The organism is Devosia sp. XGJD_8 (assembly GCF_046614475.1).
Lineage (GTDB): Bacteria > Pseudomonadota > Alphaproteobacteria > Rhizobiales > Devosiaceae > Devosia.
Window position 1 is genome coordinate 126,165 of sequence record NZ_JBKJHF010000002.1, and the last position, 18,146, is coordinate 144,310.

General features: G+C 63.0%; 23 protein-coding genes and 1 tRNA gene. 8 read left to right on the plus strand and 16 right to left on the minus strand.

What is annotated here, in order from left to right:
• Positions 1 to 435: 435 nt before the first annotated feature.
• The 11 genes from ACLI1C_RS16150 to ACLI1C_RS16200 form a co-directional block, all read right to left on the minus strand.
• A complete protein-coding gene (locus tag ACLI1C_RS16150; RefSeq protein WP_411398551.1) occupies positions 436 to 2,253 on the minus strand; it encodes a phage/plasmid primase, P4 family in 1,818 nt (605 codons plus the stop codon).
• Positions 2,250 to 3,419, minus strand: a complete 1,170-nt coding sequence (locus ACLI1C_RS16155; protein WP_411398553.1) for a primase-helicase zinc-binding domain-containing protein — start codon at positions 3,417 to 3,419, stop codon at positions 2,250 to 2,252. The genes ACLI1C_RS16150 and ACLI1C_RS16155 overlap by 4 nt, the downstream gene beginning before the upstream one ends.
• Positions 3,416 to 4,075: a hypothetical protein gene (locus tag ACLI1C_RS16160; RefSeq protein WP_411398555.1), complete on the minus strand. Its 660-nt coding sequence runs from the start codon at positions 4,073 to 4,075 to the stop codon at positions 3,416 to 3,418. The genes ACLI1C_RS16155 and ACLI1C_RS16160 overlap by 4 nt, the downstream gene beginning before the upstream one ends.
• Complete coding sequence (locus ACLI1C_RS16165) at positions 4,072 to 4,737, minus strand: hypothetical protein (protein ID WP_411398557.1); 666 nt, start codon at positions 4,735 to 4,737, stop codon at positions 4,072 to 4,074. Before ACLI1C_RS16165 ends, ACLI1C_RS16160 begins: the two co-directional genes overlap by 4 nt.
• Positions 4,730 to 5,056: a hypothetical protein gene (locus ACLI1C_RS16170; protein ID WP_411398559.1), complete on the minus strand. Its 327-nt coding sequence runs from the start codon at positions 5,054 to 5,056 to the stop codon at positions 4,730 to 4,732. Before ACLI1C_RS16170 ends, ACLI1C_RS16165 begins: the two co-directional genes overlap by 8 nt.
• An 84-nt stretch (positions 5,057 to 5,140) precedes the next feature.
• Complete coding sequence (locus tag ACLI1C_RS16175; RefSeq protein WP_411398560.1) at positions 5,141 to 5,563, minus strand: hypothetical protein; 423 nt, start codon at positions 5,561 to 5,563, stop codon at positions 5,141 to 5,143.
• Positions 5,560 to 6,105: a hypothetical protein gene (locus ACLI1C_RS16180; protein WP_411398561.1), complete on the minus strand. Its 546-nt coding sequence runs from the start codon at positions 6,103 to 6,105 to the stop codon at positions 5,560 to 5,562. The genes ACLI1C_RS16175 and ACLI1C_RS16180 overlap by 4 nt, the downstream gene beginning before the upstream one ends.
• On the minus strand, positions 6,102 to 6,341 hold the full coding sequence (locus ACLI1C_RS16185) for a hypothetical protein (protein ID WP_411398562.1): 240 nt from the start codon (positions 6,339 to 6,341) through the stop codon (positions 6,102 to 6,104). The genes ACLI1C_RS16180 and ACLI1C_RS16185 overlap by 4 nt, the downstream gene beginning before the upstream one ends.
• On the minus strand, positions 6,338 to 7,684 hold the full coding sequence (locus ACLI1C_RS16190) for an MT-A70 family methyltransferase (RefSeq protein WP_411398563.1): 1,347 nt from the start codon (positions 7,682 to 7,684) through the stop codon (positions 6,338 to 6,340). The genes ACLI1C_RS16185 and ACLI1C_RS16190 overlap by 4 nt, the downstream gene beginning before the upstream one ends.
• Positions 7,681 to 8,151 (minus strand): phage regulatory CII family protein, encoded by a 471-nt coding sequence (locus tag ACLI1C_RS16195; protein WP_411398565.1) that lies wholly within the window; start codon positions 8,149 to 8,151, stop codon positions 7,681 to 7,683. The genes ACLI1C_RS16190 and ACLI1C_RS16195 overlap by 4 nt, the downstream gene beginning before the upstream one ends.
• Before the next feature lie 262 nt (positions 8,152 to 8,413).
• The gene (locus tag ACLI1C_RS16200) at positions 8,414 to 8,629 is read right to left on the minus strand and encodes a helix-turn-helix domain-containing protein (RefSeq protein ID WP_411398566.1); all 216 of its coding nucleotides are present in this window, start codon (positions 8,627 to 8,629) and stop codon (positions 8,414 to 8,416) included.
• Between the two features lie 94 nt (positions 8,630 to 8,723).
• On the opposite strand from ACLI1C_RS16200, the gene ACLI1C_RS16205 reads away from it, so the two are divergent.
• The 5 genes from ACLI1C_RS16205 (at position 8,724) to ACLI1C_RS16225 (ending at position 10,938) form a co-directional block, all read left to right on the plus strand.
• Positions 8,724 to 9,431, plus strand: a complete 708-nt coding sequence (locus tag ACLI1C_RS16205; protein ID WP_411398568.1) for an XRE family transcriptional regulator — start codon at positions 8,724 to 8,726, stop codon at positions 9,429 to 9,431.
• A gap of 82 nt (positions 9,432 to 9,513) precedes the next feature.
• Positions 9,514 to 9,924: a hypothetical protein gene (locus ACLI1C_RS16210; RefSeq protein ID WP_411398570.1), complete on the plus strand. Its 411-nt coding sequence runs from the start codon at positions 9,514 to 9,516 to the stop codon at positions 9,922 to 9,924.
• Positions 9,924 to 10,106, plus strand: a complete 183-nt coding sequence (locus tag ACLI1C_RS16215) for a hypothetical protein (RefSeq protein WP_411398571.1) — start codon at positions 9,924 to 9,926, stop codon at positions 10,104 to 10,106. The genes ACLI1C_RS16210 and ACLI1C_RS16215 overlap by 1 nt, the downstream gene beginning before the upstream one ends.
• Positions 10,106 to 10,669: a hypothetical protein gene (locus ACLI1C_RS16220; RefSeq protein WP_411398572.1), complete on the plus strand. Its 564-nt coding sequence runs from the start codon at positions 10,106 to 10,108 to the stop codon at positions 10,667 to 10,669. Before ACLI1C_RS16215 ends, ACLI1C_RS16220 begins: the two co-directional genes overlap by 1 nt.
• Positions 10,670 to 10,671: 2 nt before the next feature.
• On the plus strand, positions 10,672 to 10,938 hold the full coding sequence (locus tag ACLI1C_RS16225; RefSeq protein WP_411398573.1) for a hypothetical protein: 267 nt from the start codon (positions 10,672 to 10,674) through the stop codon (positions 10,936 to 10,938).
• A 63-nt stretch (positions 10,939 to 11,001) separates the two neighbouring features.
• Here ACLI1C_RS16225 and ACLI1C_RS16230 read toward each other — a convergent pair whose 3' ends face one another.
• The 4 genes from ACLI1C_RS16230 to ACLI1C_RS16245 all read right to left on the minus strand — a co-directional run bounded on the left by ACLI1C_RS16230 (position 11,002) and on the right by ACLI1C_RS16245 (position 14,215).
• Complete coding sequence (locus ACLI1C_RS16230) at positions 11,002 to 11,871, minus strand: phosphoribosyltransferase (protein ID WP_411398574.1); 870 nt, start codon at positions 11,869 to 11,871, stop codon at positions 11,002 to 11,004.
• A gap of 101 nt (positions 11,872 to 11,972) precedes the next feature.
• Positions 11,973 to 13,346, minus strand: a complete 1,374-nt coding sequence (locus ACLI1C_RS16235; protein ID WP_411398576.1) for a DUF6538 domain-containing protein — start codon at positions 13,344 to 13,346, stop codon at positions 11,973 to 11,975.
• 160 nt (positions 13,347 to 13,506) lie between these two features.
• Entirely contained in the window at positions 13,507 to 13,734 is a 228-nt protein-coding gene (locus tag ACLI1C_RS16240) for a sulfurtransferase TusA family protein (RefSeq protein ID WP_411398577.1), read from the minus strand.
• Complete coding sequence (locus tag ACLI1C_RS16245; protein ID WP_411398579.1) at positions 13,724 to 14,215, minus strand: CAP domain-containing protein; 492 nt, start codon at positions 14,213 to 14,215, stop codon at positions 13,724 to 13,726. Before ACLI1C_RS16245 ends, ACLI1C_RS16240 begins: the two co-directional genes overlap by 11 nt.
• A gap of 207 nt (positions 14,216 to 14,422) precedes the next feature.
• On the opposite strand from ACLI1C_RS16245, the gene ACLI1C_RS16250 reads away from it, so the two are divergent.
• Together ACLI1C_RS16250 and ACLI1C_RS16255 are read left to right on the plus strand one after the other, a co-directional pair.
• The gene (locus tag ACLI1C_RS16250) at positions 14,423 to 15,634 is read left to right on the plus strand and encodes an ROK family protein (protein WP_411398580.1); all 1,212 of its coding nucleotides are present in this window, start codon (positions 14,423 to 14,425) and stop codon (positions 15,632 to 15,634) included.
• A 52-nt stretch (positions 15,635 to 15,686) separates the two neighbouring features.
• Complete coding sequence (locus tag ACLI1C_RS16255) at positions 15,687 to 16,328, plus strand: ThuA domain-containing protein (protein WP_411398581.1); 642 nt, start codon at positions 15,687 to 15,689, stop codon at positions 16,326 to 16,328.
• A gap of 191 nt (positions 16,329 to 16,519) precedes the next feature.
• Here the strand turns inward: ACLI1C_RS16255 and ACLI1C_RS16260 are convergent.
• Positions 16,520 to 16,596 (minus strand) — tRNA-Arg (locus ACLI1C_RS16260).
• A gap of 711 nt (positions 16,597 to 17,307) precedes the next feature.
• Here ACLI1C_RS16260 and ACLI1C_RS16265 point away from each other — a divergent pair.
• Complete coding sequence (locus tag ACLI1C_RS16265; RefSeq protein ID WP_411398583.1) at positions 17,308 to 18,144, plus strand: thermonuclease family protein; 837 nt, start codon at positions 17,308 to 17,310, stop codon at positions 18,142 to 18,144.
• The last annotated feature ends 2 nt before the right edge of the window (positions 18,145 to 18,146 follow it).

An 18,146-nucleotide genomic window follows, 5' to 3' on the forward strand; every position in this document is an offset into this window, starting at 1 on the left:
GAAGCGGATCGGTTGGCGAGTCGAGAGTTGCGGCCGGATCCCGCGCCTCAGATGGGGCGCGAGGTGCCATGGTTGGCGCGATTCGACAGGTGCGAGCAACCGTCGCTCAACTCGCATCGCACATCATGTTTCCCAGACGCGGGACGATCCTCTGCAGCAAAAAAATCACGCTTGCCGCTCCATGTCACTAAATTGAAACAGAAATGTGATAAAAGGTTCACGTCCAGCTTAGACAACCCTAGAGAACCCAAGGAGGTTTCTATGACGAAAATAAAGACGACCCGCCGCGAAGAGAAGACTTATAACACCTATAAGGGCTTGAGTTCTAAGCCGACCAAGGTGACGACTGTCAAAGAAATCAAGAAATAAGAGATAGGTGAGAGCGGAACGGGCCGCCGCCCTCACCTGTTATTTAATTCGATGCCAAATTGACTGTCAAAGATTGGGCTTTGTTTCACGCGGCACTTCGCGATCGATCGACATGCGCCAGGACGTATCGAGCTTGAGATCTTGATAGACGTAGACGCGGCCGGTGGTCTTTTTGTAGTCCATTTCGCCCAGGCGATCGCCGAATGAGCGCTGCTTGGCGGCTGTCACGCCGTTTAGCTCGCACCACTCGACATAAGCCTTGTAGAGCGGCCCGGCTTGGATCTTTTCGCCCTCAACCCGCTCCAGGCACTGCTCGGCAAACACACCGACATTGTCGCGCTCATTGCGGTATTCCTGGGTGAAATCGGTCACCTGCTCGGGGATGAACCCACTCAGGCCGGCGCCCAGGTAGACGATCAGCCCATCGATCAGCCAGTTGAGGATCCCCGAGCGCTCGGCATCGAGCTTTTCAGCCAGGCGCGAGGGAATGAGCCGCTCGCCCTCGGGGATGGTGACGCCCCAGAGAACGATCAGCACCCGGCGCCAGATCCCGTAATCGGATCCGGTGATCGAGGGTTTGAAGTTGCCCGACAGGATCGGGGTGAAGATCGGTTCGAACTCAAAGATTTCCTTTTGCAGGAATCGCGCCGTCATTTTCGTGCCGCCCGACAGGGCCTTGATCAGTTCCTCTTTGAGCGGGGCATTGCGGGGCAATTCCTCGATCGTGGCCAGCCGGGCATTGTGCAGGCGGGCGATATCGGGGCTGGCGCCCTGGCCGGTGCGCTGGGTGTCGCCGGTGATGGTGTCGGGCGAGACCACGGTGCGGTAATTGCCGGCCAGGCGGCCTAGCACTTCAATGAACGCCGATTTGCCGTTGGCGCCGGTGCCGTAGTGGTAGACCAGCTTTTGCTCATCATTGCCGCCGATCAGCAGCGAGTAGGCATGAAACACCTGCAGGAAGATCTGCATTTTGCGATCGGGCTGCAGCTTGCCGAGAAACTCATTCTCGAAAAACGGGCAGGTGGCGCCCTCGACATAGTCGACATCGGCCATTTTGGTGATCATGTCGGCGCGGTCATGCGGCACAAATTTGAACTTGCCGATCATGCCGCCGCCCTCGGCCGGCGCGTCAGGATCCGGCTCGCGCCAAAACACCAGGGTGCCATTGCGCACGTTGAACCGCATGCGATCGCTGTCGAGCAGCGCCGGATCGACAGCCCGATGGCTGGCCGCCTGCTGCAGCATGGCGGCCGTCTTGCCGGCATTGCCGGATCCGACCGCGAAAGTCTCGCGCGCCGCCCGCTTTTTGGCGATCAGCTTAACCGCGGCTTCTGCCTTGGCGATCACCGACAGATCGGCCGAGGTCTGCGCCTCGGTGGTCTTCTTGCGCGCGTAGCGGGCCGCCTCGAGCAGGCGACTTTGCGCCGGCGTGTAGTCGATAAAGAACTTTTCGAGCTTGATCAGGTCGACCAGGTTCTGCGCCATCAGCCGGGCGCCCAGCTCGCCATCGTCGCGCTGCCAAAACTTGCCCTGCCAGACCAGCCAGCCCATGCCCTGCACATAGGCCAGTTCGGTGCCGAAGTGCAGCACCAGGCGCCGGCCATTGTCGCGATCGTTCGGATCAAAGGTCGAGCAGCGATCGATCTGCGCCCGCACATAGTCGGGCAGCTCATCGAGCGGGTTTTCCTCGATCCCGTTATCGTCAAATGAGTTTTCGGGCGTGGCACCAGGATCGCCCGGATCCCCGGCCGGGGGGGCGTCGATATCGTCGCCGGCGTCGGAGTCCGCGCCGATCGGCGCCTCGGCCTCGGCTTTTACGGTGCGCCGACGCGACATCGCCCGCTTGACATCATCGCCGCCAGTGCTGGTTTTTTTCGCAGTCAAAAGTTCACCCTCACTAGGTCATTGAGATCGCCACCCGTTTCCGGGGGCTCGACAAAGGCAGTCACCAGGTCTGGCAATGCCGGGTTGGTATGCTGCGCGCGCCGGCGCAGGGTTTGCGCGCGCAGCAGCCCGCGAATGATCTTTTCGGTGGTGTGATGTTCCGGCGTGTCGGTCTCGGCGAGATAGACCAGCTCGGTGCACCAGTCGGGCGGCAGGAAGCATTCGAGATCATCGAGATCCGGCAGATCGTGCTGCTGCTTGCCGGCAGCATCGCGCCGGGCCTTGCCCGCCATGTTGCCCAGATCCACGCCCGCCCAGTAGGCAGTGGCGGGCTCGAAATTGTGGGCGAGCGCGGTGCCGGTGGTCTCGATCCCCTCACCCATGACGATCCGGGTAGCCTCGGCCGGGGTGAATAGGCGGATCGCCCCGCCCTTTTTTGAGCCCCGCACCTTTTTGGCCGGAACCGCCTCGCCGGTCTCGGGATGCACCAGCTCGACCTTGCCCTTGGGCTGGTCGAGATCGAGCCAGGTTTGATGCACCGCGCCGAAACGCCCATCGGCGAGCTGCACGGCCGCGACCATCACCAGCCCGTTGTGGATCTCCTGCCAGCGCTTAGATGCCAGCTGCACCATGAAGGGCAGGCGGTGCTGCCGCAGCTGCACCTGGTCGAATACCGCTATCAGATCCGAGGTGACCAGACCGCGCACCTGCAGATAGGCAAGCAGATCCTGGCGCTGTTCACGCGGGGCACAGCTGCGCCAGATCCCATAGCCATCCTTGCGGGCCTGCTCGCGATAGCGCTCGGCCTCGATCGCCCGCTTTTCCTCGACCGCCGCGTTTTCCTCGGCGATACGGGCGGCGCGCACCGGGTCGATCGGCGCATCGGCCTTGCGGCCGGTGATGATCTCGCATGCCGTGGTGAAGTCGACGCCTTGCACTTCCATCACCAGCTTGATCACGCCCTCGCCGGCAATGCCGCAGCGCCGGCAGTTGAACGTGTTTTTCTTGGTGTGGATCGAGAACCGGTCATTGCCGCCGCAGGTGGGGCAAGGGCCGCTGCGATCGAGACCAGGCGCCAGTTTCCAGCGGCTGCGGATAGCCCAGCTTTCGCAACTGGTCTGCAGCGCTTCATCGCGCAGGGCGATCAGGTGATCGGGAAGACTCATGACGAGGCCTCGATAGCCAGGCCGCCCCATTGCGCCGCCATGGCGCCGGCAATGCCCGGAAAGAATCGCGATCGCTCTTTGGCCCGGTTCGGGCCGGGCGACATGCGATGCACCACCGACCAAGCCTTATGCTCATCGGTGCCCTTGGCTGGCGGCACCAGCTTGTTGGTCGGCGTCAGCGGATCGAGACCCTTGAGATAGAGCCCCGTCGCCTTGAAAGCCTTGTCGCCGAACCACCATGGCTGCACGGTCTGCCGCGCCGGCTCATAGTTCTCGATCCGCTCTTTGGCATGCTTGTGCATCACCGGATTTTCGACGGCGATGCGCTCGATCGGTGCATTCCAGCAAGCCGAGAACAGCGCGGCGCCATCATCCAGCTCTTGCCACATCTGATCGAGCGTCTTTGCCGGTGGCGCCTTGGTAAGCCAGCGCACCCCGGAATTGCAGAGCCTGGTGCAGGGCGGGTGAGCGACCATCAGCAGATCCCAGCCAAGGTGCAGATAGTCCCGCACATCGCCGATCAGATGCTTGTTGTTGCCATCCTCGGCCGGCAGCAGATCGTTCGACCATGCATCATGCCCGAGCGCCGCAAAGGCCCGCCGCACAATGCCGGAATATTCGCACGCGACCAGCACCCGCATCGCCGGCGCCGTCATGGCTTGCACCGCTGGCCGTCAATGTTCACCTGGCGAACCGTGAAGGTGTAGGCGGCCACCCAGGGGTTGGCTTCTGCCGCCCCGGCGCCGTTGATGGCATCCCAAAGGGCCAAGTATGCCTCGACCGGGTCGGACACCCATTCGAGCTTGTCGCTGCCCCGATAATATTGGGAGAGGCGAGCGCGCCCATTGTCGTCGGCATCGCCATCGAGGTGGATCTGCAGCCCCTCGGCTTTGGCGTCGGCTTCGCTGATATCCTGCAGCCGCTCGGCGCGAACATCGGTGACTTTGAGGGTGATGCGGGATGCCCAACGGGGCATGTGCATGCCCCGCCGCCACGCACCGCCAAAGTGCACGGTGACACCGGCCAGGTCGGAAAAACCGCCCGCCTGGTATTCGACCGGCTGGCCCTCGGGAATGTCGCGGGGGGCAATGCCCGCCCACGTGACATCGGTGCGCCAGTGTTCGCGGACATAGAGCTGATCGCCCACCGAAAAACGGAAGGGCACTTCTTTGACCGTGCCCCCAAGGATTTGCCCAGGTTGGGCCGGGGTGTAACCAGCGGGAAGCTGATAGCCCATCCTGCGCCGTGTTTGAGTCTTGTCGCCGGCGAGCAGCGCGCGGACCATCGGCCCGCTGAAAAGGATCGAGCGATCAGCCATTGGCCTTGCCCCTCATCTTGTTGATCATCTGGTGCCAAAGGGCATAGCCATTGAGCTTTTCCTGCTGTCGCGCCCGCATTGGCTGCAGCTGCAGGCTGCGCTCGATCACCAGCAGGCAGGCGGTGACATCGGCCGCTTCGCGCTGCAGTTCCTCGGAATTGAGCCGGCCTGTGTCGGGATCGACCTGGTCGAGGCCATGGATGATGCACCGGCTCGCCCGCGCGGCCAGTTCCGAGGCTTCCTCGGCCAGCTTGCCGAGGATGGCCAGGCGCAGCGGATCCTGCTCGGGCGACCAGGGTGTGATCTTGAGCTGACTCATGGCACCGCGATCCATGCGAGATCGCCCCAAGCGAGACCGACAAGCACGCCGATGGCGATCCCGGTCAGCAGGATATGCAGACGGTCAGGGCGCATCGGTGACATGCTCCGGGCTTTGGGTGATGGGGATTTGTCGCTGGCCGATTTCCACCTGCAGCGCGAGCAGCGCCTCAAGCACGGTGCCGGCCGGGGAATGGGGCGAGATCTCGACGCGATCCATGTAGATCACCTCGCCGCGCGCCATGGCGCCGCAGAGCTGCTCGACCGTGGCGCCGAATTGCAGGCAGTAGCTGATCAGCACGCCGATATCGTGCCAGAGCGCGATCGAGCGCTCATTGACGTGATTATCGCAGGTGATGAACACCTCGCCGATCCGAGGATCCTCGGCCCCATAGAGCCCCACCGACAGCGTCATGGTCTCGGTCATTTCGCGATGCGTGCCGCGCAGCCAGACATGATCGACGGTGAGGATCTCGTGCGGCCGGCGCTGCGGCAGCTCGGCCCTCATGATGCGCTCGCCTGCCAGCGATTGGCGATCAAGGCGCGCAGCTGGTCAAGGTGATCGTCATTGAGCTGATAGATGCCCTGGCCGTCGCGACGGACCAGCGTCAGGGCCATGCGGTTTGCTTTGAGTGCGTCATGCAGGGCAATTATGCCGGCGCTGAAACCCCGCTCGTAACTGCAGCGAATGGCGTTCGCCTCATCGACGGTGATTTCACCGCCATTGCGCACCAGCCGGCGCAAGATGGCGCGCTGCCAGCGGGGCAGGAACTGTTCATCGCCGCCCCCGGCCGCGAAAGTATCCTTGGCGGATTGCCCTTTGTGGCCGAGCTGCAGCTTGAGGCTGGTGCCGCCATAGGCCGGGATCCGTTCAAGCTCGCCGCGCTCGGCCACGTCGAGGGCCGCCGCCAGGCTTTGTTCGGGCAGATCCACCAGCGCCGCGATATGGCGCAGGGTTTTGCCCTGCTCGCGGAACATCAGCAGGCCAAACAGCTGGTGTGCGGTGAAGCGCGTCGATCCGAGAGGCGCCGAGACAGCAACATGGTTCATCGTGAGATCTCCAACGGGATGAATTTGCGATTGTGGAAGTCTGGGCCGCCATCGGCCCGCGTGGTCGCGGCTTTGAATTGCGCGATCGCGCTTTCAAGCTGCGGCACCTGGTCGGCGGTGAACCGCATGCCGACGATCCCAGACGGCACGGCCACCTCAAGCAGGTGCCCACCATTGGGATCGAGGATGACGCCGGCGACGATGTCGCTGGGCGTGATGCGCGGGGCTTGTCTCATTTGCCGTCCCTCCGCTCGGCCGCAGCTGCGGCGCGTTGGTCATTGAGCTGCTGCATGTGCGCCATGCTGGTGAGGCCCAGCCGGTTGAGCCAGGTTTTGATGGTGCCCAGCGGGTGGCCGATATCGTCGGCGAGGATCATCGGGCTGACGCCGGCAGCGCGGCCGGCGCGCAGGATCGGCTCGGCCGTCGCCATGGTCAGATGCCCCTTGCCCTCGGCCAGGGTGGCAATAGCTGCTTCATAGTATGCGCGGGCCTCGGCGATCGCGGCGAAGTCGGGCGCCGGCGCGGCAGCCTCATCGGGTGGCGCCTCATAGCCCCAGCGCACCCAACCCGGCCGCGCCGTGCGGGCGTTTAGTTCGATCTTTGGCAGGGTGGGGAAATAGGACTCGATCAGCTCATGGAAGATCGCCGGCTTGGCGGAATGCTCGCCGACCGGCGCTTCTATGATCGAGGGCCACTGTGTGCCTGGCGCCGGCGCCGGCACATTGCCGCGCGTGCCGACCAGCAGGATCTCATGATTGATCCAGAACCAGCGGCCCATGCCGTGGCCATTTCCCGGATAGACCTTTTTCCAGATGCAGCCGGTTTTGTACTCAAACCCGCGATGCGCCATCAGCTCGATGCCCTGGGCAAGGTGCGGCTGGGTTGTCCACATGAACAGGACAGAATCATCAGCCGCCAGGCTCAAGACATCGCGCTCTTTGAGCTTTTCCAGCGACGATGTCGGATAATGGTTGGCGGCCGAGCGATCCATGCCGTTCTCGGACCAGGTCTCATAGTCCCATTCGTCATCCGTCAGGATCACGCCGAATTTGGCGACGGGCAGCGCGATCTGCTTGGCGCCCAGCTCGGCCTCGCGCTCGGCGCGCTTGGCTTTCTTCTCGGCCGTGGTGGCCGTCTTGAGCGGGTTGATCGCCCAGGCGCCGCCGCCCAGCACTTGAATGCGGGCCGCCTCGACGCCTTCTTCAAAGATCGAGCCCGCCACGCTGGCCAGCTTCTGGGCACGCGATGACAGCTTTTTGCTGATCCCAATTTCTTCCAGCGTCACCCGCTGAAACGGTGCCTCGGTCGCACCGTTTTCCTCGGGCTCATCGAGATTGGATTTTGACGGCCGGCCGGTGCCGATCTGGCCGGCCGCGCGGCCCTCGATTAGCAGCTCGCCCAGGCGGCGCTCGGCGCGCAGGATCACCTCGGTGGCGTCGGCGATGATCGAGCGATCCTTGACCTGGCGGCCATAGAGTTTCATGCGCTCGGCCTTGTCGCGCACGTCCTGCACTTCATCGACGCGGCGCAGCTCGGCGAGCGCTTCCTTGGCGACGGAAAAGAGGGCGAGATCGTTCATTCTGCTGCCTCGCTATCGGCCGCGACCTGCAGCTTGAGCGCGACCAGCTTGGCCAGCGCCTCATCGATCTCATGGGAAAGCCGCTTGACCTCGGCGCCGGTGACCACGCCATCCTTGATGATGTCGGCGATCGTGATGAAAACCTCGGAGGTTTCCTTCATGGCCTCGCCGGTGATCCGACCCAGCACCGCGCCTTTGCGGCACGCCTCGGGCATCGGCACCAGCAGGTAATTGCTTAGGGCCGCCAGCTCGGTGGTCACCACCGGGCCACACTCGGCCTCAAGGTCGGCGACGACATCGATCGGGATGAACAGCTGGGCCTCGGGCTGGCCGTATTCACTCAGCCGCTGCTGGCTGACGCGGGTGATCAGCGCGGCTTGCGAGCCATTGCCGGCGAATTTGACGAGGCGCCGCGTGGCCGCCCGCAACTTGAAATAGTCCGACTCGGGCAGCTGACGTGCGCTCATTCGGTAAAAGCCTTGTGTGCTACCGGGTGACAGAGCGACGGGGTGGGTGCGACAACCCCGTCATGAAACGGTTTTCCGACTACAGACCCAGCCCGGAACTGATCGAGGCGATCGCGGCGCGCAAAGCTGCAGGGAAAAAGGCGGCGCGCGTCCACAAAGACGCGCGCCAGCCAGATGCCCGCGCCGAGGGAGGAGCCAAGCCCGAGGGAGGAGGTCAGGACGGGATCGGCGACCGGCGCGGGAGTAGGGAAAGGTGATGCCATCACTGATCGGCCCTTTGCCCAGGCACCAGACCATCGACAAAGTCATTGGGCGTCACGGCGCCATCGGTGCCGGCGAGAACTTTTTCCAGCAGATCAAGCCGGGGCGAACGCTGCCTGGCGAGCAACCGGGTGATGGTCGACGGCGGAACGTCGATTCGCGCGGCAAAAGCCGAGGGCGACAGGTGATTTTTATGCAGATACTCGGTGAGCTTCATGCCCACATTATTGCCTGCAGGCAAATTAAGTTGTCAATGGGCAAATTGCCTGCAGGCGGTAGAGGGAAGTTGCATTTTGGCAAATAATTGTCTTATGACAAATAACATTCGCCAGATCCGCAAGAGCAAGCATATGACGCTCGACCAGTTGGCCGAGCTGGCCGAGCTTTCAACCAGCTACCTGTCGCGCATGGAGTCGGGCGGCCGGGGCGGCAGTCTTGAGAGCTTCGTCAAGATCAGCCGCGCGCTGCGCGTGCCCGTAGTCGATCTGACAGATGAATATACCGAGGGCGAGGTGCTTGATCGGGTGCGCAATCTCTCGCGTACAGGCGTCAACCAGCCGACCTCTGAAACCAGCGAGCCTATGCCGGTGATGGCGCCCACGCGCATGCTGCTTGACGTGCCGGTCTATGGCACCGTGGCCGCATCAGGCCTTGGCAACGGGGCGTTTCGTCTTAGCAGCGACATTGTCGAATGGGCGGCCCGGCCACCGGCATTGATGGGCGTGCCTGATCTCTACGCGCTTGAGGTGAAGGGGGATTCGATGTTCCCCAAGTATGAGCCTGGCGACATCATCTATGTGCACCCGCACCGGTCCTACCGCCCCGGAGATATTGTGGTGATCCAGGAGCCCGCCAGCGACAACGGCGAACCGCAATCCTTCATCAAGGTATTCCGCAAGGAGTCCGATCAGGAACTGCTGGCCAGTCAGTACAATCCCGAGGCCGACCTGACCTTCAAGAAACGAAACGGCTTCCTGGTGCACAAGGTCATGACCACGCGAGACCTGTTCGGCGGGTAAATTTGCCCCAAGGCAAGTTTGCCTCTTGCCAGTGATTTTGCCTTGAGGCAAATTGCCTGCCAGTTGACCACTGGAGGGCACAATGCTCGCGCACAATCAAAATCATCACTTCCCCAACCGCCGCACCGGCGACACGGCCTCGCGCGTCGAGATCCTCGCCGCTGACCTGATCGACCTCAATGCCGAGGGCGATGCACGCCGGCCGCGCCTGCTCGAAATGGGCTGGCCTGCAGCATTTCTCGACCAGTACGAAAGCGAGGCTCGCACCAGGGCCAATCTGTCTTTCGTCCGCGACGTGAACGCTGACCCGATCAAGTCCTGCCAGCAGCTGCAGGATAACATGGTCGAAGTCGTCGCCAGCCTTTTCCCTTCGACCCAGTTCATCGTCGCCGAGCTGCAGGCGCGGGATTTCCCCGTCAGTGCGATCGAGCTTCACCTGCGCAAGGCCAAGGCCCGTGCCGCGCTCGCCTTCATCCATCAGGGCGCCCATTGATGGGCGTCTATGCTGTCTACCTTGACGCGGTCGCCGAGCGGCGGCTGCACGCCATCGCCAGGGAAACCGGCCGCAAGGTCGAGGATCTGATCGCCAGTGCGGCCGAGGAAGAGGCACTCGGCTTTTTCCGTCATCGTTCGGATGATCCAGGCCGCCCACCAGCACGTCGCGAGGTGGCGTGATGACCTTTTTTGTCACCCTTTCCAGCGGCCGCGACTTCCACTTCGCCGATCCGACGCCGGCGATGTTCTGTCTCGATGACATCGTGCATCACCTGTCGCGGGAAAACCGCTGGTTCAACAATATCGAGGCGGTGAGCTACACGGTGGCGCAGCATTCTTTGCTTGTTGCCAGCGCCTGCCGCCTGCCGCAGTCGCTGCCCTATGCTCTGCTGCATGAAGCATTGGAAATGGTGACGCGGGATCTCTCGACGCCGTTCAAAGGCTTCCTACTCAGCCTGGGCGTGGATCTGGTGGCCTATGAGCGTCGGGTGCTGCGCGATGCGGTCTACCCGGCCTTTGGCCTGCCGCAACCCACCAGCGCGATCGCCCAGGACGTTGACAATGCCGACGCGATCGCGCTCGCCACCGAGTTTCGAGACATCGTCAAGGGCCGCAGCGAAGCCTGGCGCCCAAAGGCCAAGCCCCTCTCGATGCCGGTGCGCTTCATGACCCAGCCCAAGGTCGAGGAGGTGTTTCGCCTCAAGCTGCAGTCGGCGCTGCGGCCGTTCGGCAAAGTCGCCTGATCATGAGCTTTTATGTTCCCGGCCAGACCATCACGATTGAGACGCTGGAAACGGCGCTAGATCGGCTGGCCGTGATCATGTCCGAGGCGCCTGACGATGGCGTCGCCTATCTCCCGATCTGGCGCCGCGTCGAGCGCGAGCTGGCGGCGCTGCGCAATCAGAGCGATGACTTGGCGGCCGTCCGGTCGAGGGTTTTGAAACTGTCGCTCAAAACGAAAACGCGCCCGGAGGCGCGTTTGAAGCAATCGATAACAGGTAACGACCTTTAAGCAGCGCCCGCTTTGCGAGCTGCAATTTTAGGATGCACAGCGCGGCCGCGCTTCTCCTGCTCCTTACGAGCGGTCATTACCCCTTCCCGAAGCCTTAGCTTCAACAAGCCGATCTCTGAGTTGCTGAAGTGGCTCTGTCCCGGCTCGCTTGCCACCGTATCCTTGCCACTCGACAAGAAAAGACCCTTCAAGCTCTGAAAGACATTCGATGCCATGGCCAACTTCCTCAATCCAAAAAGCCGAGATCTCTTCAGAGTATCTCGATACAAGCATATTCGCAGTCCCATCCGCAATCCCGAACGGGACGGATTTTCCGTTCATGTGACTCAATGCGGTAACCGCGACGACTGTTCCACCCTTCGCCAGAATGTAGCTGCGCAATGCTGCGAAGGTGCCACCGAGCGTGCACGTATCATCAACAAGCACATATACGCAATCGGGGTCCACCTTGCCGGTGAAACATGGTTGCCAAAGAAACCTTTCGAAGCGGTTTAGGTCTGTTCGACCCGGTCGCGCCGCCTCGACGATCTCAACTTCGATCTCAGCGTCAAGCAGAGCGGCCAAGTGAGCCGCAAATGCGAACGGAATAGCGTTTGTGATAGTCATCTGGTTTGGCGACTTTATGTCGGGATCAAACTCAGGATAGGGAAACACAACCTTCACCGCGCGATCGTCCGGCAGAAGGTCAATGATTTGATCAACTACATGGTCATCAATCAGAGCTTCGACAATGTCAGCCGCCGCCTCTTTGTCGTTATAACGCTTCGCCTTCAGGTACTTTTCGTGGGCGAAAGGTGAATCTTTCGCTGTTCCCTTCAGCTGGTCATAACGGCAGTGGATGAGAACTTGCGCCGGGTCAGCCGCTGTCCACGCCACGCGCGTATGCCTGCCGCGCTGCTGAGCTATAGACGATAGACGCAAAGCCTCTGCCACTAAAAGGTCTCCGGATACGGAACCGTTAATAGCAGCAAATGTGACTTTGCCAACTCCCGAGAATGGGAAAGTCACACTGATGCTGTTGGGGAAGGTGGACCTTAGACTATCGAACGGTCAAACGGCAGCTCAATCCGCTGCAAATTCTCCTCGCGCCATTTGAGACTGCCGCCCATGCCATAGCGCGGGCGCTCGACAGCGTGCCCCATCAGGAGGCGCCGCAATTCCTCATCGACATTGGCATCCTTCATTCGGTCCTCGAATGAGTGGCGGATCGAGTAGATGGTGTGAGCCGCCGACGGCAGCAGCTTGTGCAGGCGGAAATGCTTCATCAACGTGTTGGAAAGCGTGGTGCCCTTCTCGGCATATTCGGGGAAGCCGGCAGGGCTGGCGCGCATAGCGGCCAGCGACACACCCACCAGCGGCACCTTGCGCACCGAAGTCGCCGTCTTGACCTCGCGCGGATCGTCGCGCTCTCGGCGCGGGCTGATAACCAGGTGCGGCACCTCATGGTTGAGGATGATCTGGCTCGGCCGCAGATTGCAGATCTCGCTGGCGCGGGCGCCGGTTTCCACCAGCGTCAGGAATATTCGGCGGGCCGGGGCGTTGAGATCCGACAGCGCTCCGCGCGCCAGGATGGTCTGGGTGATCCAGTCAACGGTGAACGGCGGCCGCGTGCGCTCATCATCCTCATCAAAGCCCAGGCCGGCGAAGGGATTGAACCTGTCCATTTCCCCGATATGGCGGTGATAGGCGGCAAACAGCACCCGCATGTTGCCGATGTCGCGGTTGCCGCTGGCCGGGGAATGGGTGATCAGGGCGCCCTCGGCGATCTCCCGGTCATTGGGCGCGATCCGCTTGCGCCAGAAATCATAGAACTGCAGCGCCTGCTCGCGCGAGATGCTGGAAACCGGCACGTCACCGACGATCGCCACAAAGTTGTTTTTGGCCCGCGTCTTGACCTTGCGCCAGTCGGCGCGCTGCTGCGCGCTTTTGGTGCGCTGCTCATCGGTGGCGATCACGTCAAAATAGATCTCGAATGCCTCGCTGACCAGGACATCGGGCCGCTTGACCAAGCCGAGCGCCGCATCAGCTACCGGCCGCGTTGTCCCTTTGGCCGGCACGGTCGCAATCCGCGTCATGATATCCTCGATCGGCAGTTCGGCCACCTGCTCGGCTTGCCGATATGGCAGGCGCAGGGCCAGCGCCATGGCGACAGCGGCATCATAAGCCTGTCGGGCATCGCCTTGCGTCCTACCGCCGCCCAGCGCCTGCCATAGGCGATCATCGGCAGTCTCCAATTCATCGCGCTTAAGGCGAGCGACCGCCAGATCCTTGGTCTTGAGGCTCTTGCGCACATGGCTGTCGCCTCCAATGACCAGGTGGACATTGGAGGGCACGCGACGTTTGTAGTGGAACCAGTCACCCTTGTTGATCAGGTGCCGATCGAGGATAGGATCGCGCTTGAATGCCATTCGTCCGCCATTTGGGGCATGTTCTGTGGCACGTTTTGGGGCACGTTTTTCGCGATGCGGTCAAGGGTGAACTTTGCCGACTTGCAAAACATTAATTAAATCATGATGTTAACAGACCGCGCGTGACCCGAAATGGAGTCCGGCGGGGGGCACCATTTACCTAAGCTTTGACGATCTCGAACCGCATGACGTCGCCGTCGGTGGTGAGCGTCTGGGTGTGCCCGTTCTGCTGGCAATGCAGGGGGATGTCGATCTTGGCCATGGGGTCGGTGGCCAGCACGATCAGGGTCGCGCCGGGCGGCATTGCCGCCAGGCGCTTTTCCATTTTCAGCACCGGCAGCGGGCATTTGAGCCCGCGGGCGTCGATGAGGTCCGGCTCAGTTGCCAAGGACGAGGACCCAGTGGATGCCATAGCTGGAGCTGGGGTTGAAGGCGACGGCGACGCCGGCCTTGCTGGCAGTGGCACGCAGCCCGGCGGCGTCGGCCGGGTTGTTGCGCCAGCCCGAGAAGGTCTCGGCAAAGGTGGCGTAGCCGGCCGAGAGCTTCATCACCGTCAGGCCCTGCGGGGTCTTGGGCGGGGTGCCGGTCTGGGCATATTGGTTGGCCAGGGCCTGGGCGGTGCCGTCGAGCGCGGCGTCGGGGGTCAAGGCTGGCAGGCCATTGGTGGCGCGATAGGCATTGATGATGGAAATGGCCTGGACGCGATCAAGGCTGGCGCCCGGCTGGTCCATGCGGGCCGACAGGCCCGGCGCCAGCGCGATGGCAGTGCCGCTGCCGCCGCCACCCATGCTGCAGGCGGCCAGGGTCAGGCCGGCCAGGAGGGCGGCGAGGGGCAGGATGGCCGGCTTGAAGGCGTGCAAAACGGTCATGGGAAATCCTCGAAAAAACAGCGTTGGGGCCGCATAGGGGGCCAGCAAGGCCAAAAGATGGTTGCGCTGTTCTAGCGCAACAGGCCCTGCCACGGCCTTAACGCGGCGATTTCGTCTTGCGCTGCGCCCCGGCGGGCGACTACAAGACGGAACAGTTATTTTGCATCCCGATTTAAATCGGGTTTCCCAGCGAGCCCCGCGTCCTCCATGAAGACCGCCGACCCCGAATTGATGCGGGCCATCAACCGCTTCCACGTGCTCGATACGATCCGGCGCCATGGCGCCATCGCCCGGGTGGAAATCGGCGAGCGCACGGACCTTTCGGCCACCACGGTCTCGGCGATCACGGCAGCCCTGCTCGATGACGGGCTGATCACCGTGCGGCACGAGGGCGATATCCGCAGCCAGACCCTGCGCGGGCGGCCGCGCGTCATGCTGGCGCTCAATCCGCAGGCGGCCTGGGTGGTGGGGGCAAAGCTCGCCGCCAACCGCATCGTCTTTGTCGCCACCAATTTCCAGGGCGACGTGCTGGCCAGCCTGACCCTGCCGGTGCGGGTCGACCGGCTCCCTGCCGAGGTCATTGCCGACCTGGTCGAAGATGGCGTACGCCGCTGCGTGCTCGATGCCGGGCTGGTGCTGGCCCAGATCAAGACCATCGCGCTCAGCCTGCCGGGCATTGTCGAGCATGGCACCGGCAAGGTGCTGGCCAGTGGCGTCCTGCGCGATCCCGATGTGTCGCTCAAGCAGGCCATCGCCACCCGCATGGGGATCGACACCATCATCGAAAGCGACGCCAATGCCATCAGCATGGCGCAGCACTGGTTCGGCCGGGCGCGCGACCTCGACGATTTCGTCCTGGTGGCGGTCGAGGAAACGCTGGGCCTGGGCGTCATGCATGGCGGGCAGTTGTTCCGCGGCGCGCATGGGCTGAGCCTGACGCTGGGCGACATGATCATGGGGGCGGGCGGCGACAATGCCGTCAAGCTGGCCGATCTTGCCAGCCAGCAGGTGATCCTGCAGTCCAGCCAGTCCGACCAGCAGATCGGCGAGGCGGTGCGGCTGGGCCAGGGCATGGCGCCGGTGCGCCGGCTGGTCGATGCCGGCGACGAGGGCCTGCGCGTGGCCGCCGCCCGCGCCGGGGCGGCGCTGGGCATTGCCATTGCCAATCTGGTCGCTCTCTTTGCGCCGCCTCGCGTTATTCTCGTCGGCTCCACCCTGGCTTTGGGCGAGCATCTGCTGGCGCCGCTGCGGGCGGCCTTTGCCAATGCCATTCCGGCGCCGCTGACCACCCTGGCCGAAATCGTCATCGACGAATCGGGCGACGAGCTCTGGGCGCGCGGCGCGGCCGCGGTTGCCCTGGGTGAACTTTATGGCTCGCCCTGGGGCACGACCGGCCCGGTGCGGCGGGCGCCACAATAATCTGTCGGCCGGATGCCGAATGGCGCCGGCTCAATCGCGTGAGGAGAAGCAAATGCGGGAAGCACTCATCGTCTGGGGCGGCTGGAGCGGCCACGAGCCCGAGCAATGCGCCAGGATCTACAAGAGCTGGCTCGAGGAGGATGGCTTCAAGGTCTATGTCGAGGACACGACCGAGGCCTTTGCCGATCCCTCGATTCACGATCTCAGCCTCATCGTGCCCATCTTCACCATGAGCAAGATCGAGAAGGAAGAGGTCAGCAACCTCACCAAGGCCGTGGAAAATGGCGTGGGCCTGGCCGGGCACCATGGCGGCATGGCCGATGCCTTCCGCGATGCGGTGGATTACCAGTTCATGGTGGGCGGCCAGTGGGTGGCCCATCCGGGCAATATCATCGACTACCGCGTCGATATCACCCGCCCCGACGATCCGATCACGGCAGGGGTCAGCAGCTTCCCCTACCGCTCAGAGCAATATTACATGCATGTCGACCCCTCCAACGAGGTGCTGGCCACCACGACCTTTACCGGCGAACACGCCAGCTGGATCGACGGCGTCACCATGCCGGTGGTGTGGAAGCGCAAGCATGGCAAGGGCAGGGTGTTCTATTCCTCGCTCGGGCATGTCTCGTCGGAATTCGCCGTGCCGGAAATGGCGACGATGCTGCGCAGAGGTGTGAACTGGGCGGCAAGGTGAGGGGGCTTTAGGCCCGTCTCGCGGGCCTGAGCGTCATGGCTCCAGCCAGCCTTCCTGCACATTGAGATAGCCCGCGTTTTCCCCAATCAACAGGCAATGTAGATATCGGGGAGTTCGCTCTAGAATTCTGGATCAGCCGGTCGCCGATGATTCGGGCTTCGCCTGCGCGGAATAATCAATCAATGGGGCGCTGGTGATCTCGGCGGGATTCGAACCCACGACCCCCGGATTAGGAATCCGGTGCTCTATCCTGCTGAGCTACGAGACCACGGGTCCGAAATACCAGTTCGGTTCGGTGCTTACAAGGTTGGGTTGGCGCCGGGCGGATTGGTCGTTGAGACTAGGTCGTGCCTCAAGAGTGGAGCGGCACCTCCCCCTTGATGGGGGAGGCTGGGAGGGGGTGCGGGAGTCCGGATTTCGGGGCGAACCATCTCTACCCTGGATCCCGGCTCAAGGCCGGGGTGACACGGTACTTTTGAGGATAGCGCGCCCACCAAATCGACCCACCCACAGATCGTCACCCTCGGGCTTGACCCGAGAGCTCTTCACTTGCCGAACGTTGGATAAGTGCAGTCCCTCGGGTCACGCCCGAGGTGACGACCGCGTTTGCGGGGCTCTCCGGCGGCCATCCCCAACTTATCCCTGCCTCCAAGACCCATGCCATAATCGCCCCATCACTCCGCATGGACGGCCTGCAGGCGAACAGTGGCGGGGTGAGCCGGGCGCGGGTTTTGCCTCTCGCGCAGGTTCGAGATCCGGCCGCACGTGGCGAGCGACCATTGTGCGCGATAACCGGGACTGTTCCAAAAACCGGCGCCCCGGGGCGGTTGTCGTCTCGTTATTAAATTTACCAGAGGCGAAAGCCGTCTCGGGGTCCGTCTCCTATCGACAACCGCGTTTCAGGCGGCGCCTTGTCACGTGCCGGTTTCGATCACAGCTTTGCGATCATTCATCTTTTTTTGCCGCATTTGCGTGCAAGGTGAACGAACTCTTTCCGGGGCCTGATTTGCTCAATCTCAGTCTAGTTCGTCTTGCTGCTCTGGCGGCCCTGTCTTCTGTTTCGGTCGCGGCGCTGGCCTGCGAGAGCCTGCGCATGGAAGCGGGCGGCATCGTCACCACGGTGACCGATGGCGATACCGTCGTGCTCGATGACGGGCGCGTGGTGCGCATGATCGGCACCCAGGCGCCCAAGCTGCCGCTGGGGCGCGACGGGTTCGAGACCTGGCCGCTGGCGCCCGAGGCCAAGGCGGCGCTCGAGGATATCGCGCTCAACCGGCCGGTGCGGCTGGGCTTTGGCGGCGAGGAGGTCGACCGCTATGGCCGCGTGCTCGCCCATGTCTTTGTCGACGGGCCGCAGGGCGAGGTCTGGGCGCAGCGCGCCATGGTGGGCCAGGGGCTGGCGCGGGTCTATTCCTTCCCTGATAACCGGGCCTGTCTCGAACTCTTGTTCGCGGCCGAGGGAAAGGCACGGCTGGGCGGGCTTGGCATCTGGTCCGATCCCTATTACAGCACACGGGCGGCGGACGCGCCCGGCGACTTGCTCGCTCGGGCCGGCCAATATGAACTTGTCGAAGGCAGGGTCCTGCTGGCCGAGCGAAGCGGCGGGCGGGTCTATCTCAATTTCGGCCGGTTCTGGAAGGAAGACTTCACCGTCGTGATCGAGGCGCCGGCGCTGCGAATCTTCGCCAGCGCGGGCATGGATCCGCTGGTGCTGGAAGGTGCGCTGCTGCGCGTGCGCGGATGGGTGGATGACCGGGATGGTCCGCGCATCGAAGTCACTCATCCCGAACAGATCGAGGTTCTGGCGCTACGATGACG

Bases quoted from the DNA above. Each gene is read 5' to 3' on its own strand.
- ACLI1C_RS16155 (WP_411398553.1), bottom strand. From the start codon at position 3,419: ATGAGTCTTCCCGATCACCTGATCGCCCTGCGCGATGAAGCGCTGCAG.
- ACLI1C_RS16160 (WP_411398555.1), bottom strand. From the start codon at position 4,075: ATGACGGCGCCGGCGATGCGGGTGCTGGTCGCGTGCGAATATTCCGGC.
- ACLI1C_RS16165 (WP_411398557.1), bottom strand. From the start codon at position 4,737: ATGGCTGATCGCTCGATCCTTTTCAGCGGGCCGATGGTCCGCGCGCTG.
- ACLI1C_RS16170 (WP_411398559.1), bottom strand. From the start codon at position 5,056: ATGAGTCAGCTCAAGATCACACCCTGGTCGCCCGAGCAGGATCCGCTG.
- ACLI1C_RS16175 (WP_411398560.1), bottom strand. From the start codon at position 5,563: ATGAGGGCCGAGCTGCCGCAGCGCCGGCCGCACGAGATCCTCACCGTC.
- ACLI1C_RS16180 (WP_411398561.1), bottom strand. From the start codon at position 6,105: ATGAACCATGTTGCTGTCTCGGCGCCTCTCGGATCGACGCGCTTCACC.
- ACLI1C_RS16185 (WP_411398562.1), bottom strand. From the start codon at position 6,341: ATGAGACAAGCCCCGCGCATCACGCCCAGCGACATCGTCGCCGGCGTC.
- ACLI1C_RS16190 (WP_411398563.1), bottom strand. From the start codon at position 7,684: ATGAACGATCTCGCCCTCTTTTCCGTCGCCAAGGAAGCGCTCGCCGAG.
- ACLI1C_RS16195 (WP_411398565.1), bottom strand. From the start codon at position 8,151: ATGAGCGCACGTCAGCTGCCCGAGTCGGACTATTTCAAGTTGCGGGCG.
- ACLI1C_RS16200 (WP_411398566.1), bottom strand. From the start codon at position 8,629: ATGAAGCTCACCGAGTATCTGCATAAAAATCACCTGTCGCCCTCGGCT.
- ACLI1C_RS16205 (WP_411398568.1), top strand. From the start codon at position 8,724: ATGACAAATAACATTCGCCAGATCCGCAAGAGCAAGCATATGACGCTC.
- ACLI1C_RS16210 (WP_411398570.1), top strand. From the start codon at position 9,514: ATGCTCGCGCACAATCAAAATCATCACTTCCCCAACCGCCGCACCGGC.
- ACLI1C_RS16215 (WP_411398571.1), top strand. From the start codon at position 9,924: ATGGGCGTCTATGCTGTCTACCTTGACGCGGTCGCCGAGCGGCGGCTG.
- ACLI1C_RS16220 (WP_411398572.1), top strand. From the start codon at position 10,106: ATGACCTTTTTTGTCACCCTTTCCAGCGGCCGCGACTTCCACTTCGCC.
- ACLI1C_RS16225 (WP_411398573.1), top strand. From the start codon at position 10,672: ATGAGCTTTTATGTTCCCGGCCAGACCATCACGATTGAGACGCTGGAA.
- ACLI1C_RS16235 (WP_411398576.1), bottom strand. From the start codon at position 13,346: ATGGCATTCAAGCGCGATCCTATCCTCGATCGGCACCTGATCAACAAG.
- ACLI1C_RS16245 (WP_411398579.1), bottom strand. From the start codon at position 14,215: ATGACCGTTTTGCACGCCTTCAAGCCGGCCATCCTGCCCCTCGCCGCC.
- ACLI1C_RS16250 (WP_411398580.1), top strand. From the start codon at position 14,423: ATGAAGACCGCCGACCCCGAATTGATGCGGGCCATCAACCGCTTCCAC.
- ACLI1C_RS16255 (WP_411398581.1), top strand. From the start codon at position 15,687: ATGCGGGAAGCACTCATCGTCTGGGGCGGCTGGAGCGGCCACGAGCCC.